The organism is Pseudomonas sp. NPDC089752 (genome assembly GCF_044748725.1).
GTDB lineage: Bacteria > Pseudomonadota > Gammaproteobacteria > Pseudomonadales > Pseudomonadaceae > Aquipseudomonas.
On sequence record NZ_JBIVGP010000004.1, the window covers coordinates 161,893 to 188,835 of the forward strand.

30 protein-coding genes and 1 tRNA gene are annotated in these 26,943 nt (G+C 58.9%); 19 read left to right on the forward strand and 12 right to left on the reverse strand.

Going from position 1 to position 26,943, the window contains the following annotated elements:
- Positions 1 to 15: 15 nt before the first annotated feature.
- From yajC to queA, 3 genes are read right to left on the reverse strand one after another with little or no spacing between them, the layout of a single operon-like run.
- On the reverse strand, positions 16 to 351 hold the full coding sequence (gene yajC / locus ACIPZF_RS08195) for a preprotein translocase subunit YajC (protein ID WP_008092587.1): 336 nt from the start codon (positions 349 to 351) through the stop codon (positions 16 to 18).
- Between the two features lie 42 nt (positions 352 to 393).
- Positions 394 to 1,509, reverse strand: coding sequence for a tRNA guanosine(34) transglycosylase Tgt (gene tgt, locus ACIPZF_RS08200; protein WP_400798075.1), 1,116 nt, complete (start codon positions 1,507 to 1,509; stop codon positions 394 to 396).
- 14 nt (positions 1,510 to 1,523) lie between these two features.
- Positions 1,524 to 2,573 carry a tRNA preQ1(34) S-adenosylmethionine ribosyltransferase-isomerase QueA gene (gene queA / locus ACIPZF_RS08205; protein ID WP_400797508.1) on the reverse strand — a complete coding sequence of 350 codons (1,050 nt, stop codon included), beginning with the start codon at positions 2,571 to 2,573 and terminating at the stop codon, positions 1,524 to 1,526.
- 108 nt (positions 2,574 to 2,681) lie between these two features.
- Here queA and ACIPZF_RS08210 point away from each other — a divergent pair.
- The 14 genes from ACIPZF_RS08210 (at position 2,682) to ACIPZF_RS08275 (ending at position 12,524) form a co-directional block, all read left to right on the forward strand.
- Positions 2,682 to 2,766: transfer RNA gene (locus ACIPZF_RS08210), tRNA-Leu, on the forward strand.
- 207 nt (positions 2,767 to 2,973) lie between these two features.
- Positions 2,974 to 4,185 carry a tyrosine-type recombinase/integrase gene (locus tag ACIPZF_RS08215; RefSeq protein WP_400797511.1) on the forward strand — a complete coding sequence of 404 codons (1,212 nt, stop codon included), beginning with the start codon at positions 2,974 to 2,976 and terminating at the stop codon, positions 4,183 to 4,185.
- Entirely contained in the window at positions 4,182 to 4,832 is a 651-nt protein-coding gene (locus ACIPZF_RS08220; protein ID WP_400797513.1) for a hypothetical protein, read from the forward strand. Before ACIPZF_RS08215 ends, ACIPZF_RS08220 begins: the two co-directional genes overlap by 4 nt.
- A gap of 110 nt (positions 4,833 to 4,942) precedes the next feature.
- Positions 4,943 to 5,167 carry a helix-turn-helix transcriptional regulator gene (locus ACIPZF_RS08225; protein WP_400797515.1) on the forward strand — a complete coding sequence of 75 codons (225 nt, stop codon included), beginning with the start codon at positions 4,943 to 4,945 and terminating at the stop codon, positions 5,165 to 5,167.
- Between the two features lie 541 nt (positions 5,168 to 5,708).
- Positions 5,709 to 6,005 (forward strand): hypothetical protein, encoded by a 297-nt coding sequence (locus ACIPZF_RS08230; RefSeq protein ID WP_400797517.1) that lies wholly within the window; start codon positions 5,709 to 5,711, stop codon positions 6,003 to 6,005.
- Between the two features lie 2 nt (positions 6,006 to 6,007).
- Complete coding sequence (locus ACIPZF_RS08235; protein ID WP_400797519.1) at positions 6,008 to 6,415, forward strand: virulence-associated protein E; 408 nt, start codon at positions 6,008 to 6,010, stop codon at positions 6,413 to 6,415.
- Positions 6,412 to 7,683: an AAA family ATPase gene (locus ACIPZF_RS08240; protein WP_400797521.1), complete on the forward strand. Its 1,272-nt coding sequence runs from the start codon at positions 6,412 to 6,414 to the stop codon at positions 7,681 to 7,683. The genes ACIPZF_RS08235 and ACIPZF_RS08240 overlap by 4 nt, the downstream gene beginning before the upstream one ends.
- Entirely contained in the window at positions 7,683 to 7,976 is a 294-nt protein-coding gene (locus ACIPZF_RS08245; protein WP_400797523.1) for a hypothetical protein, read from the forward strand. Before ACIPZF_RS08240 ends, ACIPZF_RS08245 begins: the two co-directional genes overlap by 1 nt.
- A gap of 250 nt (positions 7,977 to 8,226) precedes the next feature.
- The gene (locus ACIPZF_RS08250; protein WP_400797525.1) at positions 8,227 to 9,516 is read left to right on the forward strand and encodes a tyrosine-type recombinase/integrase; all 1,290 of its coding nucleotides are present in this window, start codon (positions 8,227 to 8,229) and stop codon (positions 9,514 to 9,516) included.
- Positions 9,517 to 9,519: 3 nt separating this feature from the next.
- Positions 9,520 to 9,750, forward strand: coding sequence for a helix-turn-helix domain-containing protein (locus tag ACIPZF_RS08255; protein WP_224372439.1), 231 nt, complete (start codon positions 9,520 to 9,522; stop codon positions 9,748 to 9,750).
- Positions 9,751 to 9,831: 81 nt separating this feature from the next.
- The gene (locus tag ACIPZF_RS08260) at positions 9,832 to 10,992 is read left to right on the forward strand and encodes a phage major capsid protein (RefSeq protein WP_400797528.1); all 1,161 of its coding nucleotides are present in this window, start codon (positions 9,832 to 9,834) and stop codon (positions 10,990 to 10,992) included.
- A 131-nt stretch (positions 10,993 to 11,123) separates the two neighbouring features.
- Positions 11,124 to 11,321 (forward strand): hypothetical protein, encoded by a 198-nt coding sequence (locus ACIPZF_RS08265; RefSeq protein ID WP_191087283.1) that lies wholly within the window; start codon positions 11,124 to 11,126, stop codon positions 11,319 to 11,321.
- A gap of 256 nt (positions 11,322 to 11,577) precedes the next feature.
- The gene (locus ACIPZF_RS08270; protein ID WP_400797531.1) at positions 11,578 to 11,937 is read left to right on the forward strand and encodes a hypothetical protein; all 360 of its coding nucleotides are present in this window, start codon (positions 11,578 to 11,580) and stop codon (positions 11,935 to 11,937) included.
- Positions 11,937 to 12,524 (forward strand): tail assembly protein, encoded by a 588-nt coding sequence (locus ACIPZF_RS08275; protein ID WP_400797534.1) that lies wholly within the window; start codon positions 11,937 to 11,939, stop codon positions 12,522 to 12,524. The genes ACIPZF_RS08270 and ACIPZF_RS08275 overlap by 1 nt, the downstream gene beginning before the upstream one ends.
- Positions 12,525 to 12,619: 95 nt before the next feature.
- On the opposite strand, the gene ACIPZF_RS08280 is transcribed toward ACIPZF_RS08275, so the two are convergent.
- Positions 12,620 to 16,378: a zinc chelation protein SecC gene (locus ACIPZF_RS08280; RefSeq protein WP_400797537.1), complete on the reverse strand. Its 3,759-nt coding sequence runs from the start codon at positions 16,376 to 16,378 to the stop codon at positions 12,620 to 12,622.
- A gap of 284 nt (positions 16,379 to 16,662) precedes the next feature.
- Here ACIPZF_RS08280 and ACIPZF_RS08285 point away from each other — a divergent pair, with 284 nt between their 5' ends.
- From ACIPZF_RS08285 to ACIPZF_RS08295, 3 genes are all read left to right on the forward strand, one after another.
- Positions 16,663 to 16,896: a hypothetical protein gene (locus tag ACIPZF_RS08285; RefSeq protein ID WP_104960812.1), complete on the forward strand. Its 234-nt coding sequence runs from the start codon at positions 16,663 to 16,665 to the stop codon at positions 16,894 to 16,896.
- 588 nt (positions 16,897 to 17,484) lie between these two features.
- Entirely contained in the window at positions 17,485 to 18,132 is a 648-nt protein-coding gene (locus ACIPZF_RS08290; protein WP_400798078.1) for a trypsin-like peptidase domain-containing protein, read from the forward strand.
- A gap of 250 nt (positions 18,133 to 18,382) precedes the next feature.
- Positions 18,383 to 19,300 (forward strand): bestrophin family protein, encoded by a 918-nt coding sequence (locus ACIPZF_RS08295; RefSeq protein ID WP_400797540.1) that lies wholly within the window; start codon positions 18,383 to 18,385, stop codon positions 19,298 to 19,300.
- Here ACIPZF_RS08295 and phnE read toward each other — a convergent pair.
- Genes phnE through ACIPZF_RS08315 form a run of 4 tightly spaced genes read right to left on the reverse strand, consistent with a single transcriptional unit; the run spans position 19,263 to position 22,493 of the window.
- The gene (gene phnE / locus ACIPZF_RS08300) at positions 19,263 to 20,030 is read right to left on the reverse strand and encodes a phosphonate ABC transporter, permease protein PhnE (RefSeq protein WP_400797542.1); all 768 of its coding nucleotides are present in this window, start codon (positions 20,028 to 20,030) and stop codon (positions 19,263 to 19,265) included. The two genes, ACIPZF_RS08295 and phnE, sit on opposite strands and share 38 nt — an antisense overlap.
- Positions 20,027 to 20,854, reverse strand: coding sequence for a PhnE/PtxC family ABC transporter permease (locus ACIPZF_RS08305; RefSeq protein ID WP_400797545.1), 828 nt, complete (start codon positions 20,852 to 20,854; stop codon positions 20,027 to 20,029). Before ACIPZF_RS08305 ends, phnE begins: the two co-directional genes overlap by 4 nt.
- Positions 20,848 to 21,642, reverse strand: a complete 795-nt coding sequence (locus tag ACIPZF_RS08310; protein ID WP_400797548.1) for a phosphonate ABC transporter ATP-binding protein — start codon at positions 21,640 to 21,642, stop codon at positions 20,848 to 20,850. The genes ACIPZF_RS08305 and ACIPZF_RS08310 overlap by 7 nt, the downstream gene beginning before the upstream one ends.
- Positions 21,639 to 22,493: a putative selenate ABC transporter substrate-binding protein gene (locus ACIPZF_RS08315; protein WP_400797550.1), complete on the reverse strand. Its 855-nt coding sequence runs from the start codon at positions 22,491 to 22,493 to the stop codon at positions 21,639 to 21,641. Before ACIPZF_RS08315 ends, ACIPZF_RS08310 begins: the two co-directional genes overlap by 4 nt.
- A 125-nt stretch (positions 22,494 to 22,618) precedes the next feature.
- Between ACIPZF_RS08315 and selD the strand changes: the two genes are divergently transcribed.
- Positions 22,619 to 23,653, forward strand: coding sequence for a selenide, water dikinase SelD (selD, locus tag ACIPZF_RS08320; RefSeq protein ID WP_400797553.1), 1,035 nt, complete (start codon positions 22,619 to 22,621; stop codon positions 23,651 to 23,653).
- A complete protein-coding gene (gene mnmH, locus ACIPZF_RS08325; RefSeq protein WP_400798081.1) occupies positions 23,653 to 24,750 on the forward strand; it encodes a tRNA 2-selenouridine(34) synthase MnmH in 1,098 nt (365 codons plus the stop codon). Before selD ends, mnmH begins: the two co-directional genes overlap by 1 nt.
- A 150-nt stretch (positions 24,751 to 24,900) precedes the next feature.
- Here the strand turns inward: mnmH and ACIPZF_RS08330 are convergent, their stop codons facing one another.
- The 4 genes from ACIPZF_RS08330 to ACIPZF_RS08345 all read right to left on the reverse strand — a co-directional run bounded on the left by ACIPZF_RS08330 (position 24,901) and on the right by ACIPZF_RS08345 (position 26,886).
- The gene (locus tag ACIPZF_RS08330; protein WP_400797555.1) at positions 24,901 to 25,287 is read right to left on the reverse strand and encodes a lysozyme inhibitor LprI family protein; all 387 of its coding nucleotides are present in this window, start codon (positions 25,285 to 25,287) and stop codon (positions 24,901 to 24,903) included.
- Positions 25,288 to 25,306: 19 nt separating this feature from the next.
- On the reverse strand, positions 25,307 to 25,846 hold the full coding sequence (locus tag ACIPZF_RS08335; protein WP_400797558.1) for a hypothetical protein: 540 nt from the start codon (positions 25,844 to 25,846) through the stop codon (positions 25,307 to 25,309).
- Positions 25,843 to 26,406, reverse strand: coding sequence for a GNAT family N-acetyltransferase (locus ACIPZF_RS08340; RefSeq protein ID WP_400797560.1), 564 nt, complete (start codon positions 26,404 to 26,406; stop codon positions 25,843 to 25,845). The genes ACIPZF_RS08335 and ACIPZF_RS08340 overlap by 4 nt, the downstream gene beginning before the upstream one ends.
- A 96-nt stretch (positions 26,407 to 26,502) precedes the next feature.
- On the reverse strand, positions 26,503 to 26,886 hold the full coding sequence (locus ACIPZF_RS08345; protein ID WP_400797562.1) for a YkgJ family cysteine cluster protein: 384 nt from the start codon (positions 26,884 to 26,886) through the stop codon (positions 26,503 to 26,505).
- Between the last annotated feature and the right edge of the window lie 57 nt (positions 26,887 to 26,943).

A 26,943-nucleotide genomic window follows, 5' to 3' on the forward strand; every position in this document is an offset into this window, starting at 1 on the left:
AATGAAACCGGTAACTCAGATAGCCTTGAGCGTACCTTTTGGCAGGGTCGCGGCGATGGCGCCCTTCTGGAATTTCAGCTCGACGGTGTCGGACACTTCCAGTACCACGAAATCATCGGAAACCTTTACGATCTTGCCGGCGATGCCGCCGTTGGTGACAACTTCGTCACCTTTTTGCAAGTTGCTCAGCAGGTTTTTCTGCTCTTTGGCGCGTTTGGCCTGTGGGCGCCAGATCATCAGGTAGAAGATGACCAGGAAACCGACCAGGAAAATCCACTCGAAGCCGGTACCGGCTGGGCCGGCGGCAGGTGCTGCAGCGTCCGCGTAAGCGGCGGGGATCAAGAAGCTCATTGGGCACTCCTAATGTAATTTTCTAATAATGGATGCAGACAGTTAGTCCAAAGGCGGCACAGGCAGCCCGCGTTTGGCGTAGAAGGCGTCGACAAAGGCGGCCAATTTACCCTGTTGAATAGCCTCGCGTAAACCGGCCATCAAGCGCTGGTAATGGCGCAAGTTGTGGATGGTATTCAGCATGCTGCTCAGCATTTCGCCGCACTTGTCCAGGTGATGGAGGTAAGCGCGGGAGAAGTTGGTGCAGGTGTAGCAGTCACAGGTCGGATCCAGCGGCGAATCATCGTGGCGATGGAACGCGTTGCGGATCTTGATCACCCCTGTATCGACGAACAGATGGCCGTTGCGCGCGTTACGCGTCGGCATCACGCAGTCGAACATGTCGACGCCGCGGCGCACACCCTCAACGAGATCTTCCGGTTTGCCTACCCCCATAAGGTAACGAGGTTTGTCAGCAGGCATCAGCGCCGGCAGGTAATCGAGCACCTTGATCATTTCATGCTTGGGCTCACCCACCGACAGGCCGCCAATGGCCAGGCCATCGAAGTCGATATCGACCAGCGCGTCCAGCGAGCGCTTGCGCAGGTCTTCGTACATGCCGCCCTGAACGATGCCGAACAGTGCCGCGGTGTTGTCGCCGTGGGCGTTTTTCGAGCGCTGAGCCCAGCGCAGCGACAGCTCCATGGAGGTTCGCGCGACGTCGTGCTCGGCCGGATACGGGGTGCACTCGTCGAAGATCATCACGATGTCCGAACCCAGGTCGCGTTGCACCTGCATGGACTCCTCAGGGCCCATGAACACCTTGGAGCCGTCCACCGGCGAGGCGAAGGTCACGCCCTCCTCCTTGATCTTGCGCATGGCGCCCAGGCTGAACACCTGGAAACCACCGGAGTCGGTGAGAATAGGGCCTTTCCATTGCATGAAATCGTGCAGGCCGTTGTGCTTCTTGACCACCTCGGTGCCTGGGCGCAGCCACAGGTGGAAGGTGTTACCGAGGATGATCTCGGCGCCGGTGGCCTCGATATCACGTGGCAGCATGCCCTTGACCGTGCCATAGGTGCCCACCGGCATGAATGCCGGGGTTTCGACCGTGCCACGGGGGAAGGTCAGCCGACCACGACGGGCTTTGCCGTCGGTGGCCAGCAGTTCGAAGGACATTCGACAGGTGCGACTCATGCTTGATCCTCTGGGCCGCGTGGCGCCGGATTGCGGGTGATGAACATGGCATCACCGTAACTGAAGAAGCGGTAACCGTTGTCGACTGCTGCCGCGTAGGCAGCCATGGTCTCGGGGTAACCGGCGAAGGCCGAGACCAGCATCAGCAGCGTGGACTCCGGCAGGTGGAAGTTGGTGACCAGGGCGTCGACCACGTGGAACGGGCGGCCCGGGTAGATGAAGATATCGGTGTCGCCACTGAAGGCCTTGAGCACGCCATCGCGCGCTGCGCTTTCCAGCGAACGCACGCTGGTGGTGCCGACCGCGATAACGCGGCCACCACGGGCCCGGCAGGCCTCGATGGCATCGACCACATCCTGGCCTACTTCGAGCCACTCTTTATGCATGTGGTGGTCTTCGATCTTGTCGACCCGCACCGGCTGGAAGGTGCCCGCGCCCACGTGCAGAGTGACGAAGGCGCGCTCGACGCCCTTGGCGGCGATCTGCTCCAGCAGCGCTTCATCGAAATGCAGGCCCGCAGTCGGCGCGGCCACGGCACCGGCGCGTTCGGCATAAACAGTCTGATAACGCTCACGGTCGGCGCCCTCGTCGGGGCGGTCGATGTAGGGTGGCAGCGGCATGTGGCCGACGCGGTCGAGCAGCGGCAGCACCTCTTCGGTGAAGCGCAGCTCGAACAGCGTGTCATGGCGCGCGACCATTTCGGCCTCGCCACCGCCGTCGATAAGGATCACCGCGCCTTCCTTGGGCGCCTTGCTGGCACGCACGTGAGCAAGCACGCGATGGCTGTCGAGCACGCGCTCGACCAGCACTTCCAGCTTGCCGCCGGAGGCTTTCTGGCCAAACAGCCGCGCCGGGATCACCCGGGTGTTGTTGAACACCATCAGGTCGCCGGGGCGCAGGTAGTCGAGCAGATCCGGGAATTGATTGTGCACCAGCGCCCCGCTCGGCCCATCGAGGACCAGCAGTCGGCTGCCATGGCGCTCGGCCAGTGGGTGGCGGGCGATCAGGGAATCGGGGAGTTCGAAGGAAAAGTCGGCGACGCGCATGATGATGTTCGGGTTCGGCAGGGCCGGGAAGTTTAGCCCAATGCGTGAAAATTGACCATGAAAGCCGATTGACCGCTTCGAGGGAGCTCTCTATACTGCGCGCCACACGCCCTGATGGCGGAATTGGTAGACGCGGCGGATTCAAAATCCGTTTTCGAAAGGAGTGGGAGTTCGAGTCTCCCTCGGGGCACCATCACATAGTTCCAAGCGGTCCCTACCAGACCCGGAACACCAGAGAAACCGGCCACTGAGCCGGTTTTTTTGTGCCCATCGTTCCCCGTGATTCCCTTGTAAGCCCCGAAGTATGTGAGTAGATTTGTGAGTAGGACGAGTTCGGTCCAGAATCCTACTCACACACCGACCGCAATCCAGCGCGGTTCGGCACTGCAAGGGAATAGCCGTGGCGCTCACAGATACCGCCATCCGCACCGCCAAACCACGCGACAAGCTCTATCGCCTCGCTGACGCCCAAGGCCTTTGCCTTGAGGTGACGACAGCTGGTGGCAAGCTCTGGCGCCTTCGCTACCGATTCGAGGGCAAGGCCAAGATGCTGGGCCTGGGCGCCTACCCCGCCGTCACACTTGCCCAGGCACGCGAGCGCCGGGATGCCGCGCGGAAGTTGCTGGCACAGGACATAGACCCAAGCGCATATAAACAGCAGGAAAAGGCCGCTGCCGCCGCGCAGGTTCTGACGCTCGAAGTGCTAGCGCGGGAATGGTACGACTACAACCAGCCACGATGGGCTCCAGCCACAGCATCGAAAGCGCTGCAGTATCTGGAGTCGGACATATTCCCGGTGATTGGCAGACGGCCCGCTGCCGAGGTGCAACGCCCTGAGCTGGTCGACCTGGTGCGCAAGATCGAGCGGCGCGAGGCATTTAACGTCGCCCGCAAGGTTCGCCAGTGGCTGAGCCAGATATTCCGTTTCGGTTTGGCCAAGGGCGTGGTACCCGGCAACCCCGCCACCGATCTGGACGTGGTAGCCGCGCACGCCCCGCGCACGCGCCACCATCCACACGTATCAGAAGGCGAACTGCCCGATCTGCTGGAGAAGCTGGACGCGGCCCAGTGCGATATCACCAGCAAGATCGCCATTCGCCTGCTAATGCTGACAGCAGTGCGACCCGGTGAGCTGCGGCTGGCGCCCTGGGACGAGTTCGACCTGGAGTCAGCTACCTGGACGATCCCTGCAGCGCGGATGAAGGCAAGGCGCCCTCACATCGTCCCGCTCCCACGTCAGGCCGTGGTGCTGCTGCGTACCCTGCATGAACTGACCGGCTCCTATCCCCTCGCCTTTCCTGGGCGCAACAACCGGGCCAGGCCAATGAGCGAGAACACGGTGAACAAGGCGCTATCAACGATGGGTTACGAGGGGCGGCAAACTGGTCACGGATTCCGCCATCTGCTGAGCACCAGCCTGAACACCCGAGGCTACAACCGGGACTGGATCGAGCGGCAACTGGCCCACGGCGATCAGGATTCGATACGCGACACGTATAACCATGCGCACTACCTAGAGCAACGACGGGAAATGATGCAGAACTGGGCAGATGAAATTGACGCCCTCTGCGCTGGCGCGAATGTGGTTTCTATTCGGAGCAGCCGAGCATGAGCAAAACATTAGTAGACGAACCAAGAATTCTTTCGGAGTTGATCGAACTGGCTGCTGCTGAAATGTCGAAAAGCAATTTGGTTGCAGCACTTGAACTTCATAAAATGTTCAGCCACTTAGCAGAAAGTGGTCAAGATAAGTTTTTCCCGGCTAGCGTGTGCTGGGTTCGCGGCCCCAAAGGCGCAAACGAGGTAAATGAACGCTATCGGGTACCGCGCCATGAAATTTCTGAGTACATGAACAACTGTATGTTTCAGAGAACCTTGGACTGTGTGTTACCAGATGGAAAACGGGAAGCCGTTAAGGATGAATTCATAGCATTCGACCCTGCATCACTTATAAATGAGTTGGAAAATTCCGGATATAGCTGGATACCAAGACGCGGCGTTTATCACCACTCTGAAATACCAGAAGAGCCATCCGAAACGGCAGTCGAAGGCTTAATGATGCCTTACGAGACACCAGACATAATGGCCATGCATTTAGCGGCCAATAAATTCTGGATTGACTTCGATAAAACTCGCCCTCCACTCCAGAAGACTGTTTCTTCTTTTATTGCGGAGCAGCTGAAACTCGAAGCCCCAAACCGCAAGACTGACGCTCTAGCTGCCGCGATCCGCCCCCTAGACGCTCCCAACGAACGTTGACAGCACGTACTGACATACTGACAGGTCAGCATGTCAGCGTTGTACGTCACTATCGTACTGACCATTAAATCAAGCCATCGTAACCAGCAACGCCCAAGGAGGCGCAGACGATGGCTAACCCTACCAACATCACCCCACCCGCTCGCCGCTTCATCAAGCGCCAGGACGTTGAGTCGATCACCGGCCTGTCCTGCACTGAGATTTACCGCCGTATCGCCAATGGAGTGTTCCCCAAGCAGGTCACCCTCGGCCCGAAGTGCGTCGTATGGATCGAGACCGAGATTCATGCCTGGTGTGATGAGCAGATCGCAGCATGCCGTGGGGAGGTAGCGTGATGACATGCCCCAGCTCCACTCATATCCTTCCTCCTTACTCGTGCCCATATTTCTCACTCGTGCCCACGCTCAGGGATGGGCACGAGTGGAAAAAATGGGCACGAGTAGGACTTGCACCCATTCAGCGCTCGCTGTATCGTCCACGTGTCGCTGCAAATTCAGCGACCGGGTTTGGCGACCCGATTACTGTTAGGCGCACAAGCGCCCCCTTGATGAATGCAGGCGCTTTTTTTGTGCCCGCACATCCTGTTTATGGCGGCTGTGCGCGGGAGACCTTCGGGTCTGCCGGGTGCCTAACGTCCCGGTTCGCCAACCTGCGCACAGCTGCCACCCTAAATCGTTTGGCGACGATCCGTGGCAGTTCCTCAACGTTAGGAGCTGAACCGATGACCACCCTCATTCCGTCCAAAATCCGCGCTCTTGCCCACCGAAAGATGGCTATCAGCGCCCTTCGCGCCAACTCGTCCCTGTCTGTCCGCTTGAAGCGCTATAACCAACACATGGACCAAGCCCGTGCCCTAGAAGCCCAAGGGGGTGCGCAATGAGCTACTGGAACGATCTTCTGCCCCGCCATGAAGCCTTGAAGGATATGAATGCCGATCAGCTAAAAGCGGCCGAACAGGCGACTGAAAGCTGTGTGGCCGTCCTGGCACACGGGATATCAGGCATTGGCCACCTACTGGCTTGCACAGCTTCAAATGGCGATACCGGTCTTAGCCCTGCTGCAGTTACTGATATTGGCTGGCTACTAGAAAGCCTGGGAAGTCTCGTCGGCAATCTCTCTGATACTGGCGCTGCGGCCACCTATCACCTGTCCGAAATAAAGCCCGGAGCATAACCATGAACCATCAAAACGGCGCATTGGCGTCGATGGGATCGGCTTGCCTGGATAAAGTGCTTAATCGGTTAGACAAAGTTAAGTCTGCTGGTGCCGAAAAGTGGAAAGCCTGCTGCCCTGCACACAACGACAAACACCCGAGCTTGGCAATTAGCGAAACTTCAGAAGGCATCATTTTGCTCAAGTGCTGGGCCGGCTGTACAACAAAAGAGATTGTTTCGGCAATTGGTCTTGAGTTGCGGGATTTGTTTCCCGGCGACAAACAACCTCGGCGCGGCCCAAGTAAGGCTGCAATTGAGCATGAGCGCATGATTTATCGGATCGGCCACCCTCTCCAGAAAGATGGGAAGTTGGAGGGTGAAGATCTGGCGCGCTTCAACCTCGCCAAGCAGCGCCTGGGGGTCAAATGACGACTGATCGCTTTGCCCAAGAATGGACTGAGCCTCTTAGCCCCATCAATCGTGAAAACGTCACGCCCCTGTGGCGCGTCAATGCCGTGAAGGCATCGACAATCAAGGCTGTTCCCATCCGCTGGCTGTGGCCTGGCTGGCTGGCAAAAGGAAAGCTGCACATCCTCGCCGGTGCTGGCGGTACCGGGAAAACAACGCTGCTGATCGGACTGATTGCCACTATCACCACTGGTGGGCGCTGGCCTGATGGTAGTCATTGCAGCGAACCGGGCAATGCCCTGATCTGGTCGAGCGAGGATGATCCAGCCGATACGCTGATCCCCCGCTTGACCGCTGCTGGCGCTGACATGAGCCGGGTCTACATCATCCAGGGGCTCACCAACGCCAGAGGCGACGCCGATCCATTCGACCCAGCCAACGACATTGTCCGTTTGCGTGAAACGGCCAGCGAGATTGGCGGCGTGTCGCTTCTGATGCTCGATCCCATCGTCAGCGCAGTGAAGGGGGACATGCATAAGGCCAATGACGTGCGTCGGGCGCTGCAAGGCGTGGTGGACTTCGCCGAGCAGAACCTTTGCGCCGTGGTGGGAATTTCCCACTTCGCCAAGGGTGGCGCTGGCTCGTCGCCTGCTGATCGAGTTATTGGCTCGCAAGCGTTCTCGGCGCTGGCGCGCACGGTACTGGTGGCTGCCAAGCAGGAGGACTCCGACCAACGCGTGCTGGCGCGAGCGAAGTCGAACATCGGCGCTGACGAGGGAGGCGTCTCCTACACCATTGAGCCATGCGACATCGGAGATGGGATCGAAGCCACTCGCGTGGTGTGGGGCGCAGCCATCGAAGGTAGTGCCCGGGAGATCCTTGGAGAAGCGGAGGCATCCTGTGATGAAGAGGCACAAGACCTAGATGATCCCAGCGACTGCCTATATCGGATCTTAAAGGACAACCCGCTCGAAAGTAATGAAGCAAAAGCCCTGATGAGGCGCAATGGCTATACCGAGAAGCAGATTCGCCGAGCGAGGGAAAAGCTGTCTGTTGTCACCGCCAGAACCGGCAACAAAAAGGATGTGAAGTCGTTCTGGTCATTGCCTCAAGCGGGTGGCTCATTCGCGCCCTTTCAACCACTCGTGCCCTCAGAATCCTACTCGTGCCCATCCTCTGGTGTGGGCACGAGTAAGGAAAACGGGCACGAGTGGGAGAATCAGCAGGAAGATCCGCTGCCGGGTGTGGTGTCGCCTCCATCGCTGGATGATGACGCGGAGGACCTGTAATGGCCGCGCTCGACTACCTGCTGGAACGTGGATTTTCCGCCAAGAAGCAAGGTATGCGGGTGCGGATCTCCCCCGCCTCGAAGCTGACCGACGATGTGCGGAAATACGTCAAAGCTAACCGGTTGGCACTGCTGGCCGAGCTGGCGGCGAACGATGGCTTGGAGCGACGCTGCAACTGGACGGTACTGGTGCCGGGGTGCCTGGCATTCACCATGATCAGCGAGCCGATCACCCGCGACGAAGCCTTGGCCGATGTTCGTGTGCGCTGGCCAGGTGCGGAGGTGGGACCGTGACGAGGCTCAGTGAACACCTAGACGACCAATCGGCGAGCGCTCGCAGAGGTGGGCGTGAATTCCCGCTTTGGAAAAACACTGGATTTTCCCACCATATCGGACGACCCGACCACGTTCGCCACTGTGTAGAAAACGCCACGGTGTGTTGCTTTCTACACAGTGGCGCCCTGATCCGAGTCGGCTCAATTGGTCCGACTCGGATCATCTGGCCTCTTTCCGAGAAACGACACCCTCACATCGAGGAGCATGCATGACGACCAAACACGTCACCCTCAGTGACACGGAGATTCGCAAGCAGGCGGGCCAGTCGGTGCGCCAGTTGCGTGACCCGCGTTATCCCGAACTGCGCTTCCGCTATTCAACCGTCGACCGTACCCGGGGCGCATGGCACGTCGTTGTCAGGGGGAAGTGGGGCAAGGCCGGCGACTTCCCCAGCCTGACCACCAAAGCCATGCTGACCGCGCTGCCGGCCATTCTCGGGCGCCGTGCCGCCGACGCCGAGGCCACCTCGCTGACCAGCACCTGGAGCGGTACCGGTGAGTTGTTGGACTGGTACCTGGATCGCATGCTGCGCGACCGCAACCTGTCCGCCAAGCGCAAGGCAGGGGCAAAGTCGGCCATCACCTGCCACCTGACGCCGCGGCTGCATGACCTACTGCTGGCCGAGGTGAGCAAGGCCACGCTCGACCAACGCCTGATGTGGCCACTGCAGGAGCGCTATGCGTTGTCGTTCGTGCGCCTGGTGTTCAACGTGCTGGCGGTGGCCATGCGAAAGGCGCACCGGCTCGGGATGATCGAGCAGAATCCCATGGGCTCGCTGCGCTTTGGGGATTTCGTCGGGGTGCGGATCAAGCCGAAGTCGTCACGGCTGCGGGAGCGAGACTTACCCGAGCTGCTGGCCAAGCTGGCTGGTTGGAACGAGACCCGGTCCGGTGACGCCCTGCTGGCGCTGATGATGCTGTGCCACGGTACCCGCCTGGGCGAGACGCGCAGCGCGCTGTGGCGCAATGTCGATTTGCAGGCCGGCCAGTGGTTCATCCCCGCCGACGACACCAAGACCAAACAGAACCACACCCTGCCGCTGACCCGCCAAGCCTGTGCACTGTTGACCCGCTATCAAGCCCAGCAAACCGCCCAGGGCTATCACGGCGCCTACCTGTTCCCAGCCAGCCGGCGCGGTCCACTGGGCGCCACGGCAGCCAGCCAAGTGTTTGCTGAGCTGAGTGACCGCCAGTGGACCAGCCACGATGTGCGCAAGGTCGCCCGCACCTGCTGGATGGACCTGGGCGTGGATTACCTGGTGGGCGAGATGCTGGTGAACCACGCCCTGCGCAACATGGACGCCACCTACATCCACACTACCGCCGAAGCCCTGAAGCGTCAGGCCCTGGAACGCTGGCACGACCATTTAGACGGGCTCGGGTTGAGCGCACTCACAGGCGGGACATATCCAAGATACGCAGTTTCACAAAATCCGACACAGGCCACAGACCACGCGGCCTCTGGCGAAATTCAGGATGCATCACAGAGGAGCATGTAAATCATGGTCAACGTTGAACAGGACGTTACCCAACGGTTGGCCCAGGCCGGCATCACCCCGCTGATTGGTGGCCTGGTGCCTGAACCGGCCACGGCAGACCTGCTGGGATATGCCCCCAGCTACCTGCGCCGCCTGGCTGCTGAGGGTCGTTCGCCACTGCCATTCATACGCCGGGGCAACCGTAGGTTCTACAAAATCGCCGACATAGTGCGCTTTGCGACGGATACCGACTGAGGACGTCGAAGTTAACCGCTGACCGGGGTGTGCGTGCGCGCATAGGGTAGAGGACATCAACTCAACACCCCGGAGAATCCTATGCCAGACCCGTATCAGCAGGACGTCAGCCAGCTAAACCAAGCCATCACCAAGATCGGTGCGCAGATCACCGAGTTCAAAGAGGGGGTCAACACCAAGCAGGCCGAGCTCAACGCCCGCTTGCTGGAAACCGAGCAGAAGCTCGCCTCTGGCCGCCACGGCAGCGCAGCCCCTAGCAGCGGTATTGATCGCAACGTCGTCACTGCTAGCGTTCTCGAAGCAGACGGCGTAGGCGAAATGCGCAATGGTCGCCAGAAGTCCACCGGGCAAATCAATTGCGAGGTGGGCATCCGCGCGGCGATCACCAACCCGAACAAGGGCGGTGCCGATTCCACCAGCTATCCAACCGCACCACAGCGTGACGGTGCTGGCATCCGTGGCATTCCCCAGCCGCGCCTCACCTTGCTCGACGTGCTGCCAGTCATCCCGGTGACCAGCGCCACCTACGAGTTCATCCGCCTCGATGGCTACCTGAATGGTGCGGCCTACCAGAAGAAAGAAGGCGACGAGAAGGCCGAGGGTGAAGTGGCGGGTAAGCCGGTGCGCGCCGAGATCGCCACTATCGCCACCTGGATTCCCGCAAGCCTGCAGGTGCTGCAGGACAATGACCAGCTCAGTGGCCAAGTGGATCTGCTGCTGGGCGTGGGGGTGCGTCAGAAGCTGGAGGCTGAACTGATCACCGGCGCTGGCGGCGATGGCGAGATCCTCGGCTTCAACGCCCAGGCCACTGACGCAGGGATCACCACCGGCCAGCCAGTTGACCGCATCGGCGCCGCGCTCACTGACCTCAAGGCCGAAGGCTGGAATCCGAACGTTATCGTGATGAACCCGCGTGACTGGTTCGCCATCGAGAGCGAGCGGGCCGAGGATGGTGATGGCCAGTATGTGATCGGCACGCCACGCGATCCCGCGCCGCCTAGCCTTTGGGGTACACCTGTTGTCGTCACCAACGGCATGCCGCAGGGCAAAGCGCTGATCCTCGACACCACCACCGCCGCGCTGCTGGACCGTCAGCAGGTAACTGTCGAGGCCAGCCGCCACGACGGTGACAACTTCCGCCGCAACCTGGTGACCATTCTGGCCGAGCTGCGCGCCGGCCTGGCGGTGTTCGCTCCTACCGCCACCCGCCTGGTGACGCTGACCGGTGCGCCGACTCCGTAAGCGCAAGCGTGGGTTAGCTGTGAGTGCCACGTAACCCATAACCGCAGCAGCCAGAGCCCTGCCTTTTCCTTGTGGGGTGATCTGGCACTGGCCCGCACTCGCGGGCCTTTTCATTCACACCGGAGAAGACCATGAGCCATACCCAACTATCCAAGCCCATTCAACGAGCGCTCAACCAGATCGCTCACAGCCGTGCCCTGCTGCGCCAGATGGAAGAGCGTGAGCGGTTGAGCAAAGAGATCGATCGCCTGTTGGCCAGCGGCCTGAGCGCAGCAGAAGCGCTGGAGCAGATTCGGTCGGCGCCGCCTTACAAAGCGCCGGACTACTGAGGGGGCGGGTCGAAAGTCTGGAAGGTCCGCGGACCTAGACCGCCTCCGACCCCACGCACACATTTTTTCCCCGTTTAACAAAAAATGTTAATCCGGTGTTAACACCATGCCGAACGTGCATGGGGCTGTAAGCCACGGATATACCGGCATAGAGGCCAATAACCCCCTCTGGCAGACGTTAACCGAGTTAACACCTTTAACCTTGAAAAGTTAACGCTTTAACACAGACGAGTTAACACCTGGAGGCTACCCGCTGATGACCGTCCAACCAATTCCATCCACCTTTCAAGAACGTTTCGCCCGAGCCTGTGACGTAGCTACCTTCATCCTGGACAAAGGCGGCCCCTGTTACCTGTTGTGGGAAGTCGAGCATGTCCAGGCCGGCCAAAGGGTGAAGCTCGATGGCGTGTTCTTTACCGAGGAGGAGGCGCGGATATCTGCCGCCTTGCTGCGTGGCACCATGCGCGGTGCACGCGCTTCAATGTCGAACTATGCGCCCAACTGGAACCCTTGCCCTGCCCGAGAGGCCTCCATTCGCCTGGAGGCGCTGCAGTGCCGCGAGATGCTCGCTCGGCGCCTGGGCGTCCATCTGTCCATGCCGCAGGAGGCCGTGTGATGGCTGCGACCGTGATCAACTATGCGCCAAAAACCAAAATCCGCCTGGGCGGCTTCTTGGGCAAGAAGTACGGCAAACACCACCACTTCTTGCTAGAGCGTGGTGACGCGAAAGAGGCCGCCAAAGCGTTGGATGCTAACTTTCCAGGCTTCGCCCGTGACCTGTCTGAAGCAGAGGGTCGTGGTTTGCGCTTCGCCGTCTTCAAAAACGGGAGGAACATCGGTGAACAGGGCCTCGATATGGGCGGCGCCCGTGAACTGACCTTTATGCCCATCATCGCCGGTAGCAAGCGCGCCGGCCTGCTACAGACAATCATCGGCGTAGTGTTGATCGCTATGAGCCCGTTAACAGGCGGCGCGACCCTGGGCCCTGGCATCGCCTTAGTCGCTGGTGGTGTCATCCAGATGCTCAGTCCGCAGGCCAAAGGCCTAACTCAGAGTGCCGCACCTGAGAACCTGCCGTCGTATGCCTTTGGCAGCGCCAAGAACACCACAGCCAGCGGCAACCCGGTACCGATATGCATCGGTCACCGCCGCTGGGGCGGAGCGATTATCTCGGCATCGATCGTGGCTCAGGACAAGGCTTGAAGTGAGCCGGAATCACTTTAAGATCACGGCTCCCAGCTATTTAAGGGTGTCCTCAATTCTGAGGACACCCGTCTACACTCTCGTCAGCGTAAAACTCACTCTCGCAGCTCCGAAAGAGAGTTGAATGTGAATGTTTTTGCCTCTTCTCGAATTGCACCGGACGCGAACTGCATGGGCACTGGGTTGCTAAATACTACAACGCTTTCAATTGTCGGGATGCTGTTAAGATTGAGGTGTTTCTGGACCTTAGGCGCTTGGTCGCGTAAAACCGACACCCTGTCTAAATGTTTTCTCAATAAGTCTCGCTTTCCATCCTTCTCTATTCCGCGAAAGTCATTGAGCTGCTCCGCAATTTCTCCGTACGTTTTTTTAAATTGTAAATCTTTACATTCAATGATTAATACTCTGCCCAGGTCAGCATCCCATGCTAGTACATCAACGTCTCCATAGTTGCGATCAAGTGGCTCTTTAAGTATCTTTGTCAGTTTGATTTCAGGCTGGGTTTGCCACCCTAGCGCTTTTAGTTTTTCAGATACTTTAGTATTGAAAGCCATTCCATCCCGGTCGCGAGCATATCCCGCGTATTTTCGCATTCCTGGCCCGCAATGCCGATCTGGATAGGAGCCGCTGTAGTAGTTGCTCACTGTTGAGATGAATCCCTCTCTAATAATTCCCGGGGCGATGATGTATAGGGGGTCTTCGCCAACTGTGATTTGTAGGAGAGGGCGTCTGACAACGCTCAATTGTCGCTTGAATCGCCACGGATCTATATCTTTTGACTCATAGCCATCCGGCACGTACCTCCATGCCTCCCTAGGGGCCAAGGTCATCGTTTGGAGTATGCTCTCCGCGCACTCCGCGTTTCCTGCCAAATTCAACAGCTCAGCACGACACATTACCAGCACAGATTGACCAGCTTTGACTGCATAGTCTTCTATCGCATCGACGAATATGCAAAAGTCTTCAAAGCTTGCCCCGAGATCTTGTATCCAAGCCGTTAGGAACTTTGGGTCTATATCTTGAGATTCTTCACTGAGAGATTCTCGCTCCTGTAGATTTTTTGCATAGTTCCGTGCAGAGGACAGATATCGATGTGTGCTCGTCGCTGTTCCAAAATCCTCTACAACAGTTTCGATGAAATCATGCTCCACATGAACGTCGCCTAAGGGGCGGATTATCACTTTGGGTGTCATTACATCCCAACGCATTAGATCGGACCAACCCCCCAGGTGGTGTAGGCATGCAGCTTTGCCGAGTAGGCGAGCGATATCAAGATCCCCTACAAGACTGCCGCCATCAACCGGCGATTCACAAATTGCCATTTCAATCAAGTTTCGGCTCGGCTGCAGTACAGAATTGAGCTTGAACTCGTAATCACGCATGACCGCTAGCGCTGCACTTTGATCATCCCTTAGTGACAGCACCGCTGAGGCTGTCCTATGCCACCGATCGCGTGAGACGCTAGCAGTATCAGCATTCATGAGTAGCTCTGACACCAGGTGCTCGCGGTTAAATTGTCTCACCTCTTTACAGAGTTCACCCTCTAACTTGGTAACTAGGGCATTGAGGTAGGCTTGGCATTCCACTTTGCCCTCAATGACGCCGCCTTCTGCCCTATCTCGGACTTTCCAGCCTATATTGAGTTTGCTGAGACCTTCATCCAGATTGTTTATTGTTATCACTTTTTTATCTAGTAGATCTGGGAAGTGGTCTCTAAATTTCGAAGCTTTAAAAATATGTGCGTATCGAGCTTGATCATTTGGAACTATTCGATTTATCAGGTCGTCCCTTAGCGAGACGTCTTCCCCTGCAAGCTCTAGCACTCCCATAACAAAGGCTTGCACCAGAGCTCGTTCTGCTATGTTTTTTGGATTGAACAGTGCCTTGTCGAAGTCGGGTCCTATGTTAAGCTGGACCGTCCTGATGTCGGCATGAATAGTTGCAGTTATCGACTTAACAGCATCATCGTTTTTTCCATACTCTTTTATATCGCTTGCTTCTTGCGGCTTCTCAAATACACATCTCCAAACTATAGGCCCTTGCCCTAGTGCTTGGCCTAAGGCGTCATCAAGAATGGGGGCGGCACGGACTATCCATACTCCCAACATCTTCCATCGATCATAGCTAGCAGTATCGACTCCATTCGACGGCGATGCTAGCTCTGTCCACCAGCACCTATTTTTCGTTATAACGGCTCCTTTAGGAGCACCGGGAGTGAAACTTCCATATAGCGGTAGAAGATCTTCTTCCTTAAAGTAGCTGGAGCCTTCTTTTCGGATCAGCAACCATGATCCGTCGGTGTATTGCTGGACCTGATCGTCCATCGAGAAAGCAACTTTTTGTCGTGTCTCTCGAAGTCCATTCTGTGTAATTGCCAAGAACAATGTTGTGTTCTGAGAGTCGTCAGGAATTTCTGAGTGCGGAACCATGTGACCATTTAAAGAGTCGCACCATGCATAAAGATTCAAAAGTCCGTTCATGTTTTGAATGTGAACGTTGCTTTCTTGCAGTTTTTCTTCTGCTTCGAGCATGCGCCACAGGTTTAAAGGCTCAAATTTCTCGATATTGCTAAGAGTGTAAAAGTCATGAGCGCTGACAACCTCTAGTTTCCACCCATCCCGTGGGGGGAGCGACAAATCAAAGGCAGCACCTCTGCCTACACCGCAGCTAACTATCAGGTTTATTCCGCCCCTGAACTGGGGGTCGGCTGAGGCCTTTTTTTGCATTTCTACAACTTGATCAACCAACTTGATTCTTAACTTTTCGCTCGGGCTATACATGCCCATAAAGCCCGATCCTGCGAAGTCTTCTAAATTGTCCAGCAGAAATGCGAGGTTAATGTACCGACCCGTGTCAATAATTTTTTGAACGCAGACAAGTGCTTCGTCGCCATCATGCTCAAGATTTGCATCGACACCGTCGCCACCTAAGATTTTCATGTGACTAATAAGTCTGGAGTACTCTTTGCTTAGGTTGTAAGTAAAAGTTGGCCGGGATTTGCCGGTACCCAGTTCTGAAATGCAAATCGATCGGATTGCTAGAGAGATTGCAGTTGGGAGTACTAAGTATATATCGTCGCCAATCATGGCTAGTGGCTTTCGCTCGAGAGCAGAGTTGCCAAGGCTTTGCTCTTTTATAGAATTTCGCGTAGAAGGGTCGAAAATGAATGGCTCTATATCCTCAAGCTCGACACCCAAGTCTCGAAGATCTGCAGGCGAAACAGCGACTGAACTCTTGAGTTTAGCTGCTTTCGCTGCTGTAGCGCCGCCGAGGCGGTCCTGACCAAATTCGTCGCCAAGGCTGTTGGGCTCAAGGTTGGCCCGCAAGCATATAAAGTTCGAGATTTTGAGTAGCGCATGTATAGAGTTGCGGAAAGCGCCGTACCACCCAAGATCAGGCATGCTATCAACAAGATGCATAAATCTTTGCAAGTAGAATCCTGCCCCCTCCCAAATGCCATCGATTACTAAATAGTTTCCTCGGCGCGTATAAATGCGATGCGTGAAAAGGTCCTCGGGTGGGTCTTCCAGCTGGCTGTATTCGTTCCCTACTAAATTGTATGCATCGATTAGATCCTGGTATGGAGCAGTACGCTCTCCGTTGCCTACTGCTATCGCAAGGTGAATAAGGTACTCAAGGCGGAGACAGTTCTTTTGAAATTTTGGATTGAGTAGCAATCCACCAAACACAGCCGCAGTCTTTACTGGACAATACCGCTGCAGTTTTTTTATCAACGCGGGGCAGCGTTCCATTGCTGACTCAATTGGTTCAGCGCTCGCACTCATGGCCATGGCTGCCATCATCGCCTCAAAATCGAACTCTTTCATACCAGTATCTGATTCGTCCCTGCTCATATTTGATCTCTTCGGCGTCGTCTATGGATCGGCGACATCTCGTTGCTAATGATGTCATCCTGGCATCGTAGCCGAAGGGTTGCGCTATGCAGAAGTGGAACGAGGAGGAGCAAGATCAGATAGGATGCTCCGCGCGGGGATATTAAATGGGGCACCTCAACGCTAGACTCTAAAAAAGTTAATAAAAACAATCACTTACATCAGTTGTTGACATCCCGAAGAAGGATCGTAAAAGTCGGCTAGCCTGCTAAGACACCTAATCTAAAGCAGCTAGGAGAAAGGAAATGTCCAACATTCAAGTGTACCTGCCGGCCAAAGACGGTTCGGCTTATTGGCCGGTCTCCACGGGGGACTCATGCAAAGAGGCTGTCCACGTCCTGTACACAGACGACTTTGCCGCCCCTCCTCACCGACTCGTGATTGAAATCACTACCGAGTCAGGCAAAAAGGTCGAGGTGAGCATCCCGTATGCTGATGACGCTCAAGCATCAGTCCGAATAGACGGCACAACCGTGTGACGGCTTTGCAACGCTTGCAAAAAGTGAGTAGATTTGTGAGTAGACTCAAACTCACAAAAACCTAGAAACCCGTAAATAAAGGCCCGCATTGAGAAGTATGGGTCTCCCTCGGGCACCAAATCCAGAAAAAACCGACCTTATGGTCGGTTTTTTTGTGGGCAAGATTTGGCAAACACACTACGTCAAGAAGGCCGCCCCGCCTTGATCCACCAAGCGACCTGCTTCAAGGCCAGAGGCGCTCGCTAATCTCACGCGAGCTGAGGCTCTGATCGTCGTTTAAAACGCTCAGGATCTTGTTAGGCAACATCATGCACTCTCCAGATTCAGCTCAATGCAGCTCAATTATCCTGCCCCCCGCATTGCAAGCCCTTTTCCCTCCCCTATTTTTTGACGCCAGCCCAGCGAGAAAGCGGCCTCCAGCCATGCGAGCAATCTATTGGCCACTACCCCAACCCTCTACCTAAGATGTCATTCGTCAGGTATATGCAGAAAGTATTGCCACAGTAGTGGCACGTAGCCATAGTGGCGCTCCCTTTTTCCAGCCATGTGCGAATCATGAAAACAACCGTGCCCTGTCTGGCGGCATTGATGCTGCTGAGTGGGTGCAATGGAATGCCGACCGCTTACGTATCAGACCCCGTTTACGACCAGGCTTTCGTGGTCACCTCAGGCGCGCCGCTGCCGATGCTGTTGATGGCCACCGCCATCCAGTGGAACGAAGACTACGCAGTGACCGCCAAACACACGCCCTTCCTGCGCAACGTGGTCCACGAAGGCCTCGGCGACGTGGTGTTCTTCAAGCACAAGGCCACCCAAGTTCCCCTCTGGCGCCAGTATGTGCCGGGCGAATCGGTGACTGCGGTCGGTTTCAACAGCCTGATGATGCCTGTGCAGGGCAAGGGCCATACCCTGGACTCGCTGGTGCGCCTGGAAGGTACGCCGGGCAGTGTGTTCTACGGGGTGCATGATGGGCCGATGGTCAAAGGCATGTCCGGTGGCCCGGTATTCGCCGACGATGGCAAGGTGGTCGGGATCAATGTCGCGTTCATCGCCAAGGACGGGATCGATGCGCGCAGCCGACCCGACCTGGCTGACAAGGAGCGCGTCAGCGTGTTCATGTCGTACAGCGAGATCGACAAGGAATGGCGACGCTTTCAGTACCTGGCCCACAAAACCAAGCCCAATGCCGCGCCAGCTGCGATCAAAGGGTATGTGGCGGTGGCTGCCAAGCCTTGAAATCAAGCGTTGGACGTGAGTGCAACGCCAGAGGCGCAGATCACGCCGTGGGAGCGGCTTCAGCCGCGAACACCGGCGAAGCCGGTGCGATGCAGCGCGTCGCTTGTTTCGCGGCTAAAGCCGCTCCCACAGGGTAAGCGGGTCCCTGCTCTTTGGAAACACTCCCGGTAACACTCAAAGACGAACAACACCGAACCTTGCCGCTCCCTCGACGTCCGATCCTGCATCCCCCGTTTTCGAGGCACCCCGCGTGAAAGACCTCATCGCCCGCAAGTACCGTCTGGTGGTAAAGACTTTCGCCTACATCGGCTGGTCGCTGTTCTGGCTTCTGATCTGGGATGTACTGGTCACCATCGATTTCATGCTGTTCTTCAACAGCAAGTTCAGCCTGCCGCTGATCCCGCTGACATTGCTGGGTTCGGCGCTGGTGGTGCTGGTTAGTTTTCGTAACAGCAGCGCCTACAACCGCTGGTGGGAGGCGCGTACGCTGTGGGGCGCGCTGGTGAACAGCTCACGCAGTTTTGCCCGCCAGACGCTGACCCTGATCGACGACCCCGATCACGAATTGAACCCCGTGAAAGCGACCTTGCTGCGCCGGCATATCGCTTATGTGAACTGCCTGGCGGCGCACCTCAAGGGCGAACCTTGCCCGGATGAGCTGATGGCGTTCATTCCGCCAGGCGAGTTCGAGCGGCGCAATCGCTCGAACAACTTTGCCAACGATATTCTCAGTGGTTCGGCAGGCCTGCTGGCGCGCGAATACAAGGCAGGCCGGCTGGACAGCATTCGCCTGGCGCGGCTGGAGTCGACGCTGGTGGACCTGTCCAACGCCCAGGGCGGCATGGAACGTATTGCCAATACGCCGCTGCCCTACCCTTACGTGTACTTTCCACGGCTGTTCATCACGCTGTTCTGCCTGATCGTGCCGATTGGCCTGGTCGAATCACTGGGCTGGTTCACGCCGCTGGCCTCGACCGTGGTGGGGTTCATGCTGCTGGCCATCGAACGGATCGGCACCGACCTGCAGAGCCCGTTCCGCTTCAGCGAGCACCAGATCCAGATGGACACCATCTGCGAGACCATCGAGCGCAACCTGGAGTCGATGCAGCGCGAGGCGCAGTGCGACGCGGTCAGGCCCGAACATAGCGCTGACGCAGCACATCACTGAACGCATCCACCAGCAGCACCAGCACCAGCATCGCGATGATCACGGTGCTGGCCTGCGCTTCCTGGAACAGGCTCAAGGTGGTGTACAGCAGCTGGCCCAGCCCCCCGGCCCCGACGAAGCCAAGCACACTGGCCATGCGGATGTTGTTTTCCCAGCGGTAAAGGCTGTAGGCCAGCAATTGCGGCCAGAGGTTGGGCAAGGTGCCGAAACAGAAGGCGGCCATCTGCCCGCCACCCTGCAGGCGAATCGCCGCGGCGGGCTCTGCCGGTGCATTCTCCAGCGCTTCGGCGAACAACCGCCCCAGCACCCCGGCCGTGTGCAACGCCAGCGCAAGCGTCCCGGCATTGGGCCCAAGCCCCGCCGCCAACACGGTCAACGCCGCCCATACCAGCTCCGGAATGGCCCGCAAGGCATTCAGCAACAAGCGCGCCGCAGCCTGCAGCGGCCAGCCGAAATGCCCCGCCGCTGGTAACGCCAGGAGCATGCCCAAAGCCATTGCCAGCAACGTCCCAAGGCCTGACATCGCCAATGTTTCCAGTGCACCACGCGCGACCGCCTGCAGGTGCTCGGCTGACAGGTCCGGCTGCAGAAAGCGCTCGGCATACGCCGCCATCTGCCCCAGCCCGCCATTACCGACCAGCGCGTTCAGGTCCAACTCCAGATAACCGAACGAAGCGACTACGGCAGCGACGATGGCGCTTAGTACCAGTACATTGACCACCCGGTTCATGCCAGCCTCCCCCGCAGGAAGCGGCTGAGCAGGTCAGCGAGCAGCACCAGCGCGAAGAACGCCAGAAGGATGCTTGCCACTTCGCCGCCGGCAAACATGCGCAAGGACAAGTCGATCTGCTGCCCAAGGCCGCCAGCGCCAACAAAGCCCATCACCACCGAAGCGCGTATCGCACACTCCCAGCGGTACACGGTGTACGACACCACTTCCGCCATCGCGCTCGGCAGGATGCCGTAGAAAAACGCCGTCAGTCGGCCACTGCCCGCTTGCAGCAAGGCATGGGCCGGGCGCTGGTCGACCGACTCGAAAATCTCTGCGTAGACCTTGCCGAGCATGCCGCTGTAGGTGATGGCGATTGCCAATACCCCGGCAGTCGGACCCAGGCCCACGGCCCGCACAAACAGCAATGCCCAGACGATCTCTGGAACACTGCGCAGGAAGATCAGCACGCCGCGCACCGGCATCCGCAGCAGGCGCGACCAAACCCCGGCACGGCCACCGCGCGATGCTGCGCGCAGCGACAGGGCGCGGCTGGCGAGCAGGCTGGTCGGTATTGCCAACAGCAGCGCAAAAGCCATACCTGCAGTGGCAATCGCCAAGGTCTGCAAGGTGGCCTCAACGAGCAGCTCGAGAAACCCGGCATCATGCGCTGGCGGCCAGAACGCGCTGGTAAACGCGGCAATCTGTTGCCGGTTTTGCGCATGCAAAAGCACACCGGGGTTCAGCTCGCTCAACTGCAACCCCGGCCACCACAGCGCCAGGGCAAGCAGCGTGAGCATCAGGCGTGGCAGCGCGGCCGGATCACGCTCATGGGCCTTCAGCATCGAGGAATCTGTACGGTCAATGCCGGCTCTTGCAACGCCTGCGGAACCAGCTTTTCATTGGCATACAAAGCGTCCAGCATCTGATTGCTCACAGCCTCTGCCGCGCAATCAAACGCTATCTGACCCTCACGTATACCGATCACCCGAGGAAAATGCGTGAGAGCCAGTTCAACGGCATGCAGACTGGCCACCAGGGTTACGCCATGGGCCCGGGCATGACGGTTGAGCAGCGAAAGGCTATGGTCCGCCAACACCGGGTCCATGGCCGATACAGGCTCGTCAGCCAGCAGCACTTCGGGCCGCTGATACAACGCCCTGGCAATGCCGACCCGCTGCAATTGCCCACCGGACAACTGCCCACACTGGACGAACAGCTTTTCGGCCAGCCCCAGCTCGCCAAGCACATCGCGCGCGCCCGCTACATCGGTGGGATACACCAGATTGAGCAACCCACGCAGCGTACCCCATTGCCCCAGACGGCCGGCCAGCACAGCCGTCACCACGCGTTGACGTGGCGGCAAGGGCGGCGCCTGATGCACCAGGCCCACACGTGCGCGCAGGCGCTGACGAGCCCTGGCAGACAACGCCCAGGGCTGCTCGCCAAATAATTCGAGGCGCCCGGCACTCGGCTGGACGGCCGTGGCCATCAGGTGCAGCAGGCTGGACTTACCGGCGCCCGAAGGACCAATGATTGCCACCCGCTCGCCTTCGGCGATGTGCAGGGAGACTGACTCAAGTGCACGGACCTGACCGTGCCGCAGCCCCACGTCGTTAAGCGCGATAGTCACTTGAGCAGGCCGGCCTCACGTGCGGCTTGCTCGGTACCTACATAGTTCTCAGGGTTGGTTTCGATGAAGCGGCTGGCAGCCTGCAGGTCGAGAATGGCCTTGTGCTCGGGGTTGGCCGGGTCGAGACCAAGGAACGCCTTCTTGATCTTTTCCTTGAGCGCCGGGTCCATGTTGCCGCGCACGGTCCAGTTGTAGTCGAAGTACTCCGGCGTGGTGGCGAATACCTTGACCTTGCTGGTATCGACCTTGCCGGCATCGACCAGCTTCTGCCAGACGCTGGCATTGAGCACGCCGCCATCGACCTTGCCGGCCTGCACCCAGGCCACGGTGGCATCGTGGGCGCCGGAATAGGCCACGCGGCTGAAGTAGCCTTCAGGCTTGATGCTGTCTTCCTTGAGCATGAAGTAGCGCGGCATCAGGCTACCCGAGGTGGACGAGATGGAACCGAAGGCGAACGACTTGCCCTTGAGATCGGCCAGGCTCTTCACATCAGGGTTGGCGGTGATGAACTTGGAGGTGAACTTGGCGTCCTGCTCACGCTGCACCAGCGGCGTGGCCTCGGGGTCTTTCAAGTGCACCTGGACGAAGGTGAAGCCTCCCAGCCAGGCAAGGTCGAGGCGGTTGCTGGCCAAGGACTCGACCACCGCTGGATAGTCGGCCACCGGTACGAACTTCACCTCCATGCCCAATTGCTGGGAGAGGTACTTGCCCAACGGCTCGAATTTGCGCAGCAGCTCGGTCGGCGCTTCGTCAGGGATGGCACTGACGCGCAAGGTATCAGCGGCCTGGGCGACAACGGCGCAGCAGGACAGCACGAAGCCGGCGGCGAGCGCCAGGGGGCGTTTGAGCATGGAAGTTCTCCGGTTCAAGAGCGGGGATAGGCGGCGATCCACGCCGGCCGGGGAAAGTATAAGGGCGCGTGGCACAAAGGCCAGCTTTGCTACAATCGCGCAACAATTTGATTCCAGAGGTACGTATGAGCGAGCCGATTCGCCTGACCCAGTACAGCCATGGTGCGGGCTGTGGCTGCAAGATTTCCCCCAAGGTGCTGGACGTGATCCTCGCCGAGAGCGGAACGCAGGCCCTGGACCCGAAGCTGTGGGTCGGCAATGCCTCACGCGATGACGCCGCCGTCTACGCCCTGGACGACGAACGCGGCGTGGTTTCTACCACCGACTTCTTCATGCCGATCGTCGATGACCCGTACGACTTCGGGCGCATCGCCGCTACCAACGCCATCAGCGACATCTACGCCATGGGCGGTGACCCACTGATGGCAATCGCCATCCTCGGCTGGCCAATCAACGTGCTGCCGCCTGAAGTGGCCCGCGAGGTGATCCGCGGCGGTCGCGCCGTATGCAGCGAAGCCGGCATTCCCTTGGCAGGCGGGCATTCTATCGATGCCCCCGAGCCGATCTTCGGCCTGGCCGTGACCGGTGTGGTCAGTAAACGCCACCTCAAGCGCAACGACACCGCCACCGCAGGCTGCCGACTTTACCTGACCAAGCCGCTGGGTATCGGCATCCTCACCACCGCCGAGAAAAAGGCCAAGCTGCGCGAACAGGACCAGGGCCTGGCCCGCGACTGGATGTGCACCCTCAATACCCCTGGCAGCCGCTTCGGCAAGCTAGAAGGCGTCAAGGCGATGACCGACGTGACCGGTTTCGGCCTGCTCGGCCACCTGGTCGAACTGGCCGAGGGCAGTGACCTGACTGCGCAATTGGACTACGCCGCTGTGCCTCGCTTGCCGAGCGTCGAGTACTACCTGGCCGAAGGCTGCATTCCCGGAGGCACCCTGCGCAACTTCGAAAGCTACGGGCACAAGATCGGCCTGCTCAGCGAGGAGCAGAAGCACCTGCTGTGCGACCCACAAACCAGCGGCGGCCTGCTGGTAGCGGTCAGCCCCGAGGGTGAAGCGCAGTTCCTGGCGATTGCGGCCGAGCTGGGCCTCGACCTTGCGCCGATCGGCGCACTGGTCGAGCGACAGAGCCACGCAGTCGAGGTGAAATGATGCGCCCCGACTGCACCGATTTCCGCCAACTGTTCCTTGACGACGCGCCGATGATGGACATGCGCGCCCCCATCGAATTCTCCAAGGGCGCCTTCCCTGGGGTCGTCAACCTGCCACTGATGACCGACCAGGAACGGCAGAAGGTCGGCACCTGCTACAAGCAGCAGGGCCAGGCCGCCGCCATCACCCTCGGCCATCAGTTGGTCAGCGGCGCGGTCAAGCGTGAGCGCCTGCAGGCCTGGGCGAGCTTCGCCAGGGCCAACCCCAATGGTTATCTGTACTGCTTCAGAGGCGGCTTGCGCTCGCTGATCGCGCAGCAGTGGCTGCGTGACGAAGCGGGCATCGACTATCCACGCATCAAAGGCGGCTACAAAGCCATGCGAACTTTCCTGCTGGAGACGACCCAGCAGGCAGTGGAACAGTGTGATTTTGTCTTGCTGGGCGGCCTGACCGGCACCGGCAAGACCGACGTGCTGCACCAGCTGAACAACGTGATCGACCTCGAGGGTCACGCCAACCATCGCGGCTCGAGCTTCGGCAAGCGCGCCACTGCGCAGCCTGCGCAGATCGATTTCGAAAACAAGCTGGCCATCGACGTGCTGAAAAAGCGCGCGCGAGGGATTGGGCAGTTCGTGCTTGAAGATGAGGGGCGCATCGTCGGCAGCTGCACGGTGCCGCTGGCGTTGTACCAGGGCATGCAGCAGTACCCGCTGGTGTGGCTGGAAGACAGCTTCGAAAATCGCGTCGAGCGTATCTTGCGCGATTATGTGATCAACCTGTGCGCGGAGTTCGTCGCGGTACATGGTGAAGAACAGGGCCGCAGGCTGTTCGCTGAACGCATGCTGCAGAGCATGGCCAACATTCACAAACGACTGGGGGGTGAGCGCTTTCAGCGGCTGTCCGAAATCCTCCGGCAAGCGTTGGATGAGCAGCAGCGAAGCGGTTCGGTCGACCTGCACCGGGGGTGGATCGAGGGGTTGTTGAAGGAGTATTACGACCCGATGTATGCCTATCAGCGCGATGCCAAGGCTGACCGGATCGAGTTTGCCGGGGATGCGGTCGAGGTGCGGGAATACCTCAAAAGTCGAAATCGCTAGGGACCGCCGTGGGAGCAACAGTCTTGCTCAAAATTAAAAAAAAGTTGCGCGATACTTGTGGGAGCGGCTTCAGCCGCGAACACCGGCGAAGCCGGTGCCATCTACCGGGTGGCCTGCTTCGCGGCTAAAGCCGCTCCCACTGAACGGGCCTCACTGCCCGGGGCTAAGTACCCGCTCCAGCTCCGCAGCCCGCTCGCGGGTCATGTCCATTACACACATCGCCCCCTCAAGCTGGGCCATGGTTCCACCGCTGGCCTGTACGTGGAACTTGCAGTTGCTATCGCGGTAAGCGATCCACTGCCGCTGCACGTCGCGCAGGCTCTTCTGCGGCGTTGCTTCGAGCTTGGCCATCAGCTGCTTGTAGACCCTGTTCAACTGCGCATCCTGCAGCTTGGTCTCGGCCTGGATGCAGCTGCTCATGGCGACCGTACTGGACGCCTTGTCCATGCATTGGGTGTAGCTTGGCGAGCTCTCCCCAGCCATCGCCATCGACACGCCGCATACCAGAGCCAAGCCCATCAGATACTGTTTGTTCATCGATACCCCCAGATAAACCTCAAAACGCCTGCGGCTGCTCCGGTGGCATCAGCACCTTGCCCGGTTCAAACCGTAGCGATGTCATCTGCGTGGCCGTATACAACGCCAGCGCAAGGCCCGCAATCAGTGCTACGTCGAGCCAGCGCCAACCTGGCATGTCCACAGCGCTGCGAGCTTTGTAAACATGCCACGCCTGGCCTGTGCAGAACACCACGATAGACGACAACCATAGGTAGAAACCGGCACCAAAGCCCGTGCGATCCTGGAATTCATAGCTGATGTTGTCAGGCAGCCGTTCGATGCCGAAGCTGCTGACCGCCAGATACAGCGCTGCCAACCCGGCCATCAACGCCAATCGCCGGAAACGCCGATGGGCCAGAACTGCCACCGCCAACAGCGGGTTGGCAAACCATTGAAACAATCCGAATGGCATACCCCAGGGCCCGTACAGCAACATCTGCAACGCCGGCATGTGCCGGCCGGCACTCATCAGTGCGCCGTCGAAACATAGGCCGAGCAGATACAGGGCAAGGCTGAGGGTGAGATAGAAGGCCGTCATGCCACCGGTGGCTCGAGCAACAGGCCGTAAAGACCCGAATCGGACAACTCGCCCGCCACGCACCAGCGTGCGCGCAACGTGCCTTCGAGGACGAAGCCCTGGCGCTCCAGCGTGCGCGCGGAACCGTGATTGCGTGGGTCGATCTCGCCTTCCAGACGGCGCATGTGCAGGGTATGGGCCAGGTAATCGATGAAGCAGGTCAGCGCTTCGTCCATGTAGCCCCTGCCCTGCACGGCGCTGGCCAGGCAATAACCGATCTCGCCACGGCGGGAGACATCGTCGATATTGAACATCTGGACCATGCCAATCAGCTCGCCATTGTCGCGACGATACATGCCCAGCTTGAGCTGGTCGCCATTGGCATAGGCTTCCCGGTCCGCAGCCAGGGCGCTTTCGGCCTCGGCCAGGTCGTGCCAGGGGGCATGGTACCAGTAACGCATGACCTCGGGGTCGGCCATGATCGTCAGCCATTGCCCGGCATCGGCGTGGCGCATGGGGCGCAACCGCAGACGCGGGCTGTCGAGGCAGAGGCCACTGGGGAAACTACGCGGTGGGGTCACGCCGGATCTCCTGTCCATTGCTGGGGAGATGACAGTTTAACGTCCGGCGGCGTATGCAAGCACCTTCAGAATGCGCGCCCCCACCCAAAGGATGACTCAGGCCACCTCGGCGCCATCATCCGGCCAATGCGGCTCGTTCGCCCCTGGCGGGGTCAGTGGTGGCATCCCATAGGCCGCGCGCGCAGCATCGCAGCTGGGGTTGTGCACGCCTCCCTCCCACGACGCCTCGAACTCGCGGCAGGGGCTGGAACGGTTGGCGTAAATGGTGCACGCAACCTCGGTGCCGATTTCGCCCTTGAGGCTCACGCAGCGGCACGGCTTGGCATCGGTGCCGATCATCGCAACCCGTGAAGGGTTGATCTGCACCACCAGATCATCTGGCACGACGCCGCCGGCGGATTGGCATTCGCCCCAGAAAAAGGACACACGGAAGTACCCGCAGCAGGCGCCGCAGTCAAGGCAAGGGTTGTATTCGGACATGTTGGCACTGGGGGAGAGTTATTGTTATCGGGGCAGGCCCGCGGCGCCATTTGTAAT

What these genes read in the sequence shown, in the direction of transcription:
- yajC (WP_008092587.1), bottom strand. Translation starts at nt 351, where the DNA reads ATGAGCTTCTTGATCCCCGCCGCTTACGCGGACGCTGCAGCACCTGCC.
- tgt (WP_400798075.1), bottom strand. Translation starts at nt 1,509, where the DNA reads ATGTCCTTCGAACTGCTGGCCACCGACGGCAAAGCCCGTCGTGGTCGG.
- queA (WP_400797508.1), bottom strand. Translation starts at nt 2,573, where the DNA reads ATGCGCGTCGCCGACTTTTCCTTCGAACTCCCCGATTCCCTGATCGCC.
- ACIPZF_RS08220 (WP_400797513.1), top strand. Translation starts at nt 4,182, where the DNA reads ATGAGCAAAACATTAGTAGACGAACCAAGAATTCTTTCGGAGTTGATC.
- ACIPZF_RS08225 (WP_400797515.1), top strand. Translation starts at nt 4,943, where the DNA reads ATGGCTAACCCTACCAACATCACCCCACCCGCTCGCCGCTTCATCAAG.
- ACIPZF_RS08230 (WP_400797517.1), top strand. Translation starts at nt 5,709, where the DNA reads ATGAGCTACTGGAACGATCTTCTGCCCCGCCATGAAGCCTTGAAGGAT.
- ACIPZF_RS08235 (WP_400797519.1), top strand. Translation starts at nt 6,008, where the DNA reads ATGAACCATCAAAACGGCGCATTGGCGTCGATGGGATCGGCTTGCCTG.
- ACIPZF_RS08240 (WP_400797521.1), top strand. Translation starts at nt 6,412, where the DNA reads ATGACGACTGATCGCTTTGCCCAAGAATGGACTGAGCCTCTTAGCCCC.
- ACIPZF_RS08245 (WP_400797523.1), top strand. Translation starts at nt 7,683, where the DNA reads ATGGCCGCGCTCGACTACCTGCTGGAACGTGGATTTTCCGCCAAGAAG.
- ACIPZF_RS08250 (WP_400797525.1), top strand. Translation starts at nt 8,227, where the DNA reads ATGACGACCAAACACGTCACCCTCAGTGACACGGAGATTCGCAAGCAG.
- ACIPZF_RS08255 (WP_224372439.1), top strand. Translation starts at nt 9,520, where the DNA reads ATGGTCAACGTTGAACAGGACGTTACCCAACGGTTGGCCCAGGCCGGC.
- ACIPZF_RS08260 (WP_400797528.1), top strand. Translation starts at nt 9,832, where the DNA reads ATGCCAGACCCGTATCAGCAGGACGTCAGCCAGCTAAACCAAGCCATC.
- ACIPZF_RS08265 (WP_191087283.1), top strand. Translation starts at nt 11,124, where the DNA reads ATGAGCCATACCCAACTATCCAAGCCCATTCAACGAGCGCTCAACCAG.
- ACIPZF_RS08270 (WP_400797531.1), top strand. Translation starts at nt 11,578, where the DNA reads ATGACCGTCCAACCAATTCCATCCACCTTTCAAGAACGTTTCGCCCGA.
- ACIPZF_RS08275 (WP_400797534.1), top strand. Translation starts at nt 11,937, where the DNA reads ATGGCTGCGACCGTGATCAACTATGCGCCAAAAACCAAAATCCGCCTG.
- ACIPZF_RS08280 (WP_400797537.1), bottom strand. Translation starts at nt 16,378, where the DNA reads ATGAGCAGGGACGAATCAGATACTGGTATGAAAGAGTTCGATTTTGAG.
- ACIPZF_RS08285 (WP_104960812.1), top strand. Translation starts at nt 16,663, where the DNA reads ATGTCCAACATTCAAGTGTACCTGCCGGCCAAAGACGGTTCGGCTTAT.
- ACIPZF_RS08290 (WP_400798078.1), top strand. Translation starts at nt 17,485, where the DNA reads ATGCTGCTGAGTGGGTGCAATGGAATGCCGACCGCTTACGTATCAGAC.
- phnE (WP_400797542.1), bottom strand. Translation starts at nt 20,030, where the DNA reads ATGAACCGGGTGGTCAATGTACTGGTACTAAGCGCCATCGTCGCTGCC.
- ACIPZF_RS08305 (WP_400797545.1), bottom strand. Translation starts at nt 20,854, where the DNA reads ATGCTGAAGGCCCATGAGCGTGATCCGGCCGCGCTGCCACGCCTGATG.
- ACIPZF_RS08315 (WP_400797550.1), bottom strand. Translation starts at nt 22,493, where the DNA reads ATGCTCAAACGCCCCCTGGCGCTCGCCGCCGGCTTCGTGCTGTCCTGC.
- selD (WP_400797553.1), top strand. Translation starts at nt 22,619, where the DNA reads ATGAGCGAGCCGATTCGCCTGACCCAGTACAGCCATGGTGCGGGCTGT.
- mnmH (WP_400798081.1), top strand. Translation starts at nt 23,653, where the DNA reads ATGCGCCCCGACTGCACCGATTTCCGCCAACTGTTCCTTGACGACGCG.
- ACIPZF_RS08330 (WP_400797555.1), bottom strand. Translation starts at nt 25,287, where the DNA reads ATGAACAAACAGTATCTGATGGGCTTGGCTCTGGTATGCGGCGTGTCG.
- ACIPZF_RS08335 (WP_400797558.1), bottom strand. Translation starts at nt 25,846, where the DNA reads ATGACGGCCTTCTATCTCACCCTCAGCCTTGCCCTGTATCTGCTCGGC.
- ACIPZF_RS08345 (WP_400797562.1), bottom strand. Translation starts at nt 26,886, where the DNA reads ATGTCCGAATACAACCCTTGCCTTGACTGCGGCGCCTGCTGCGGGTAC.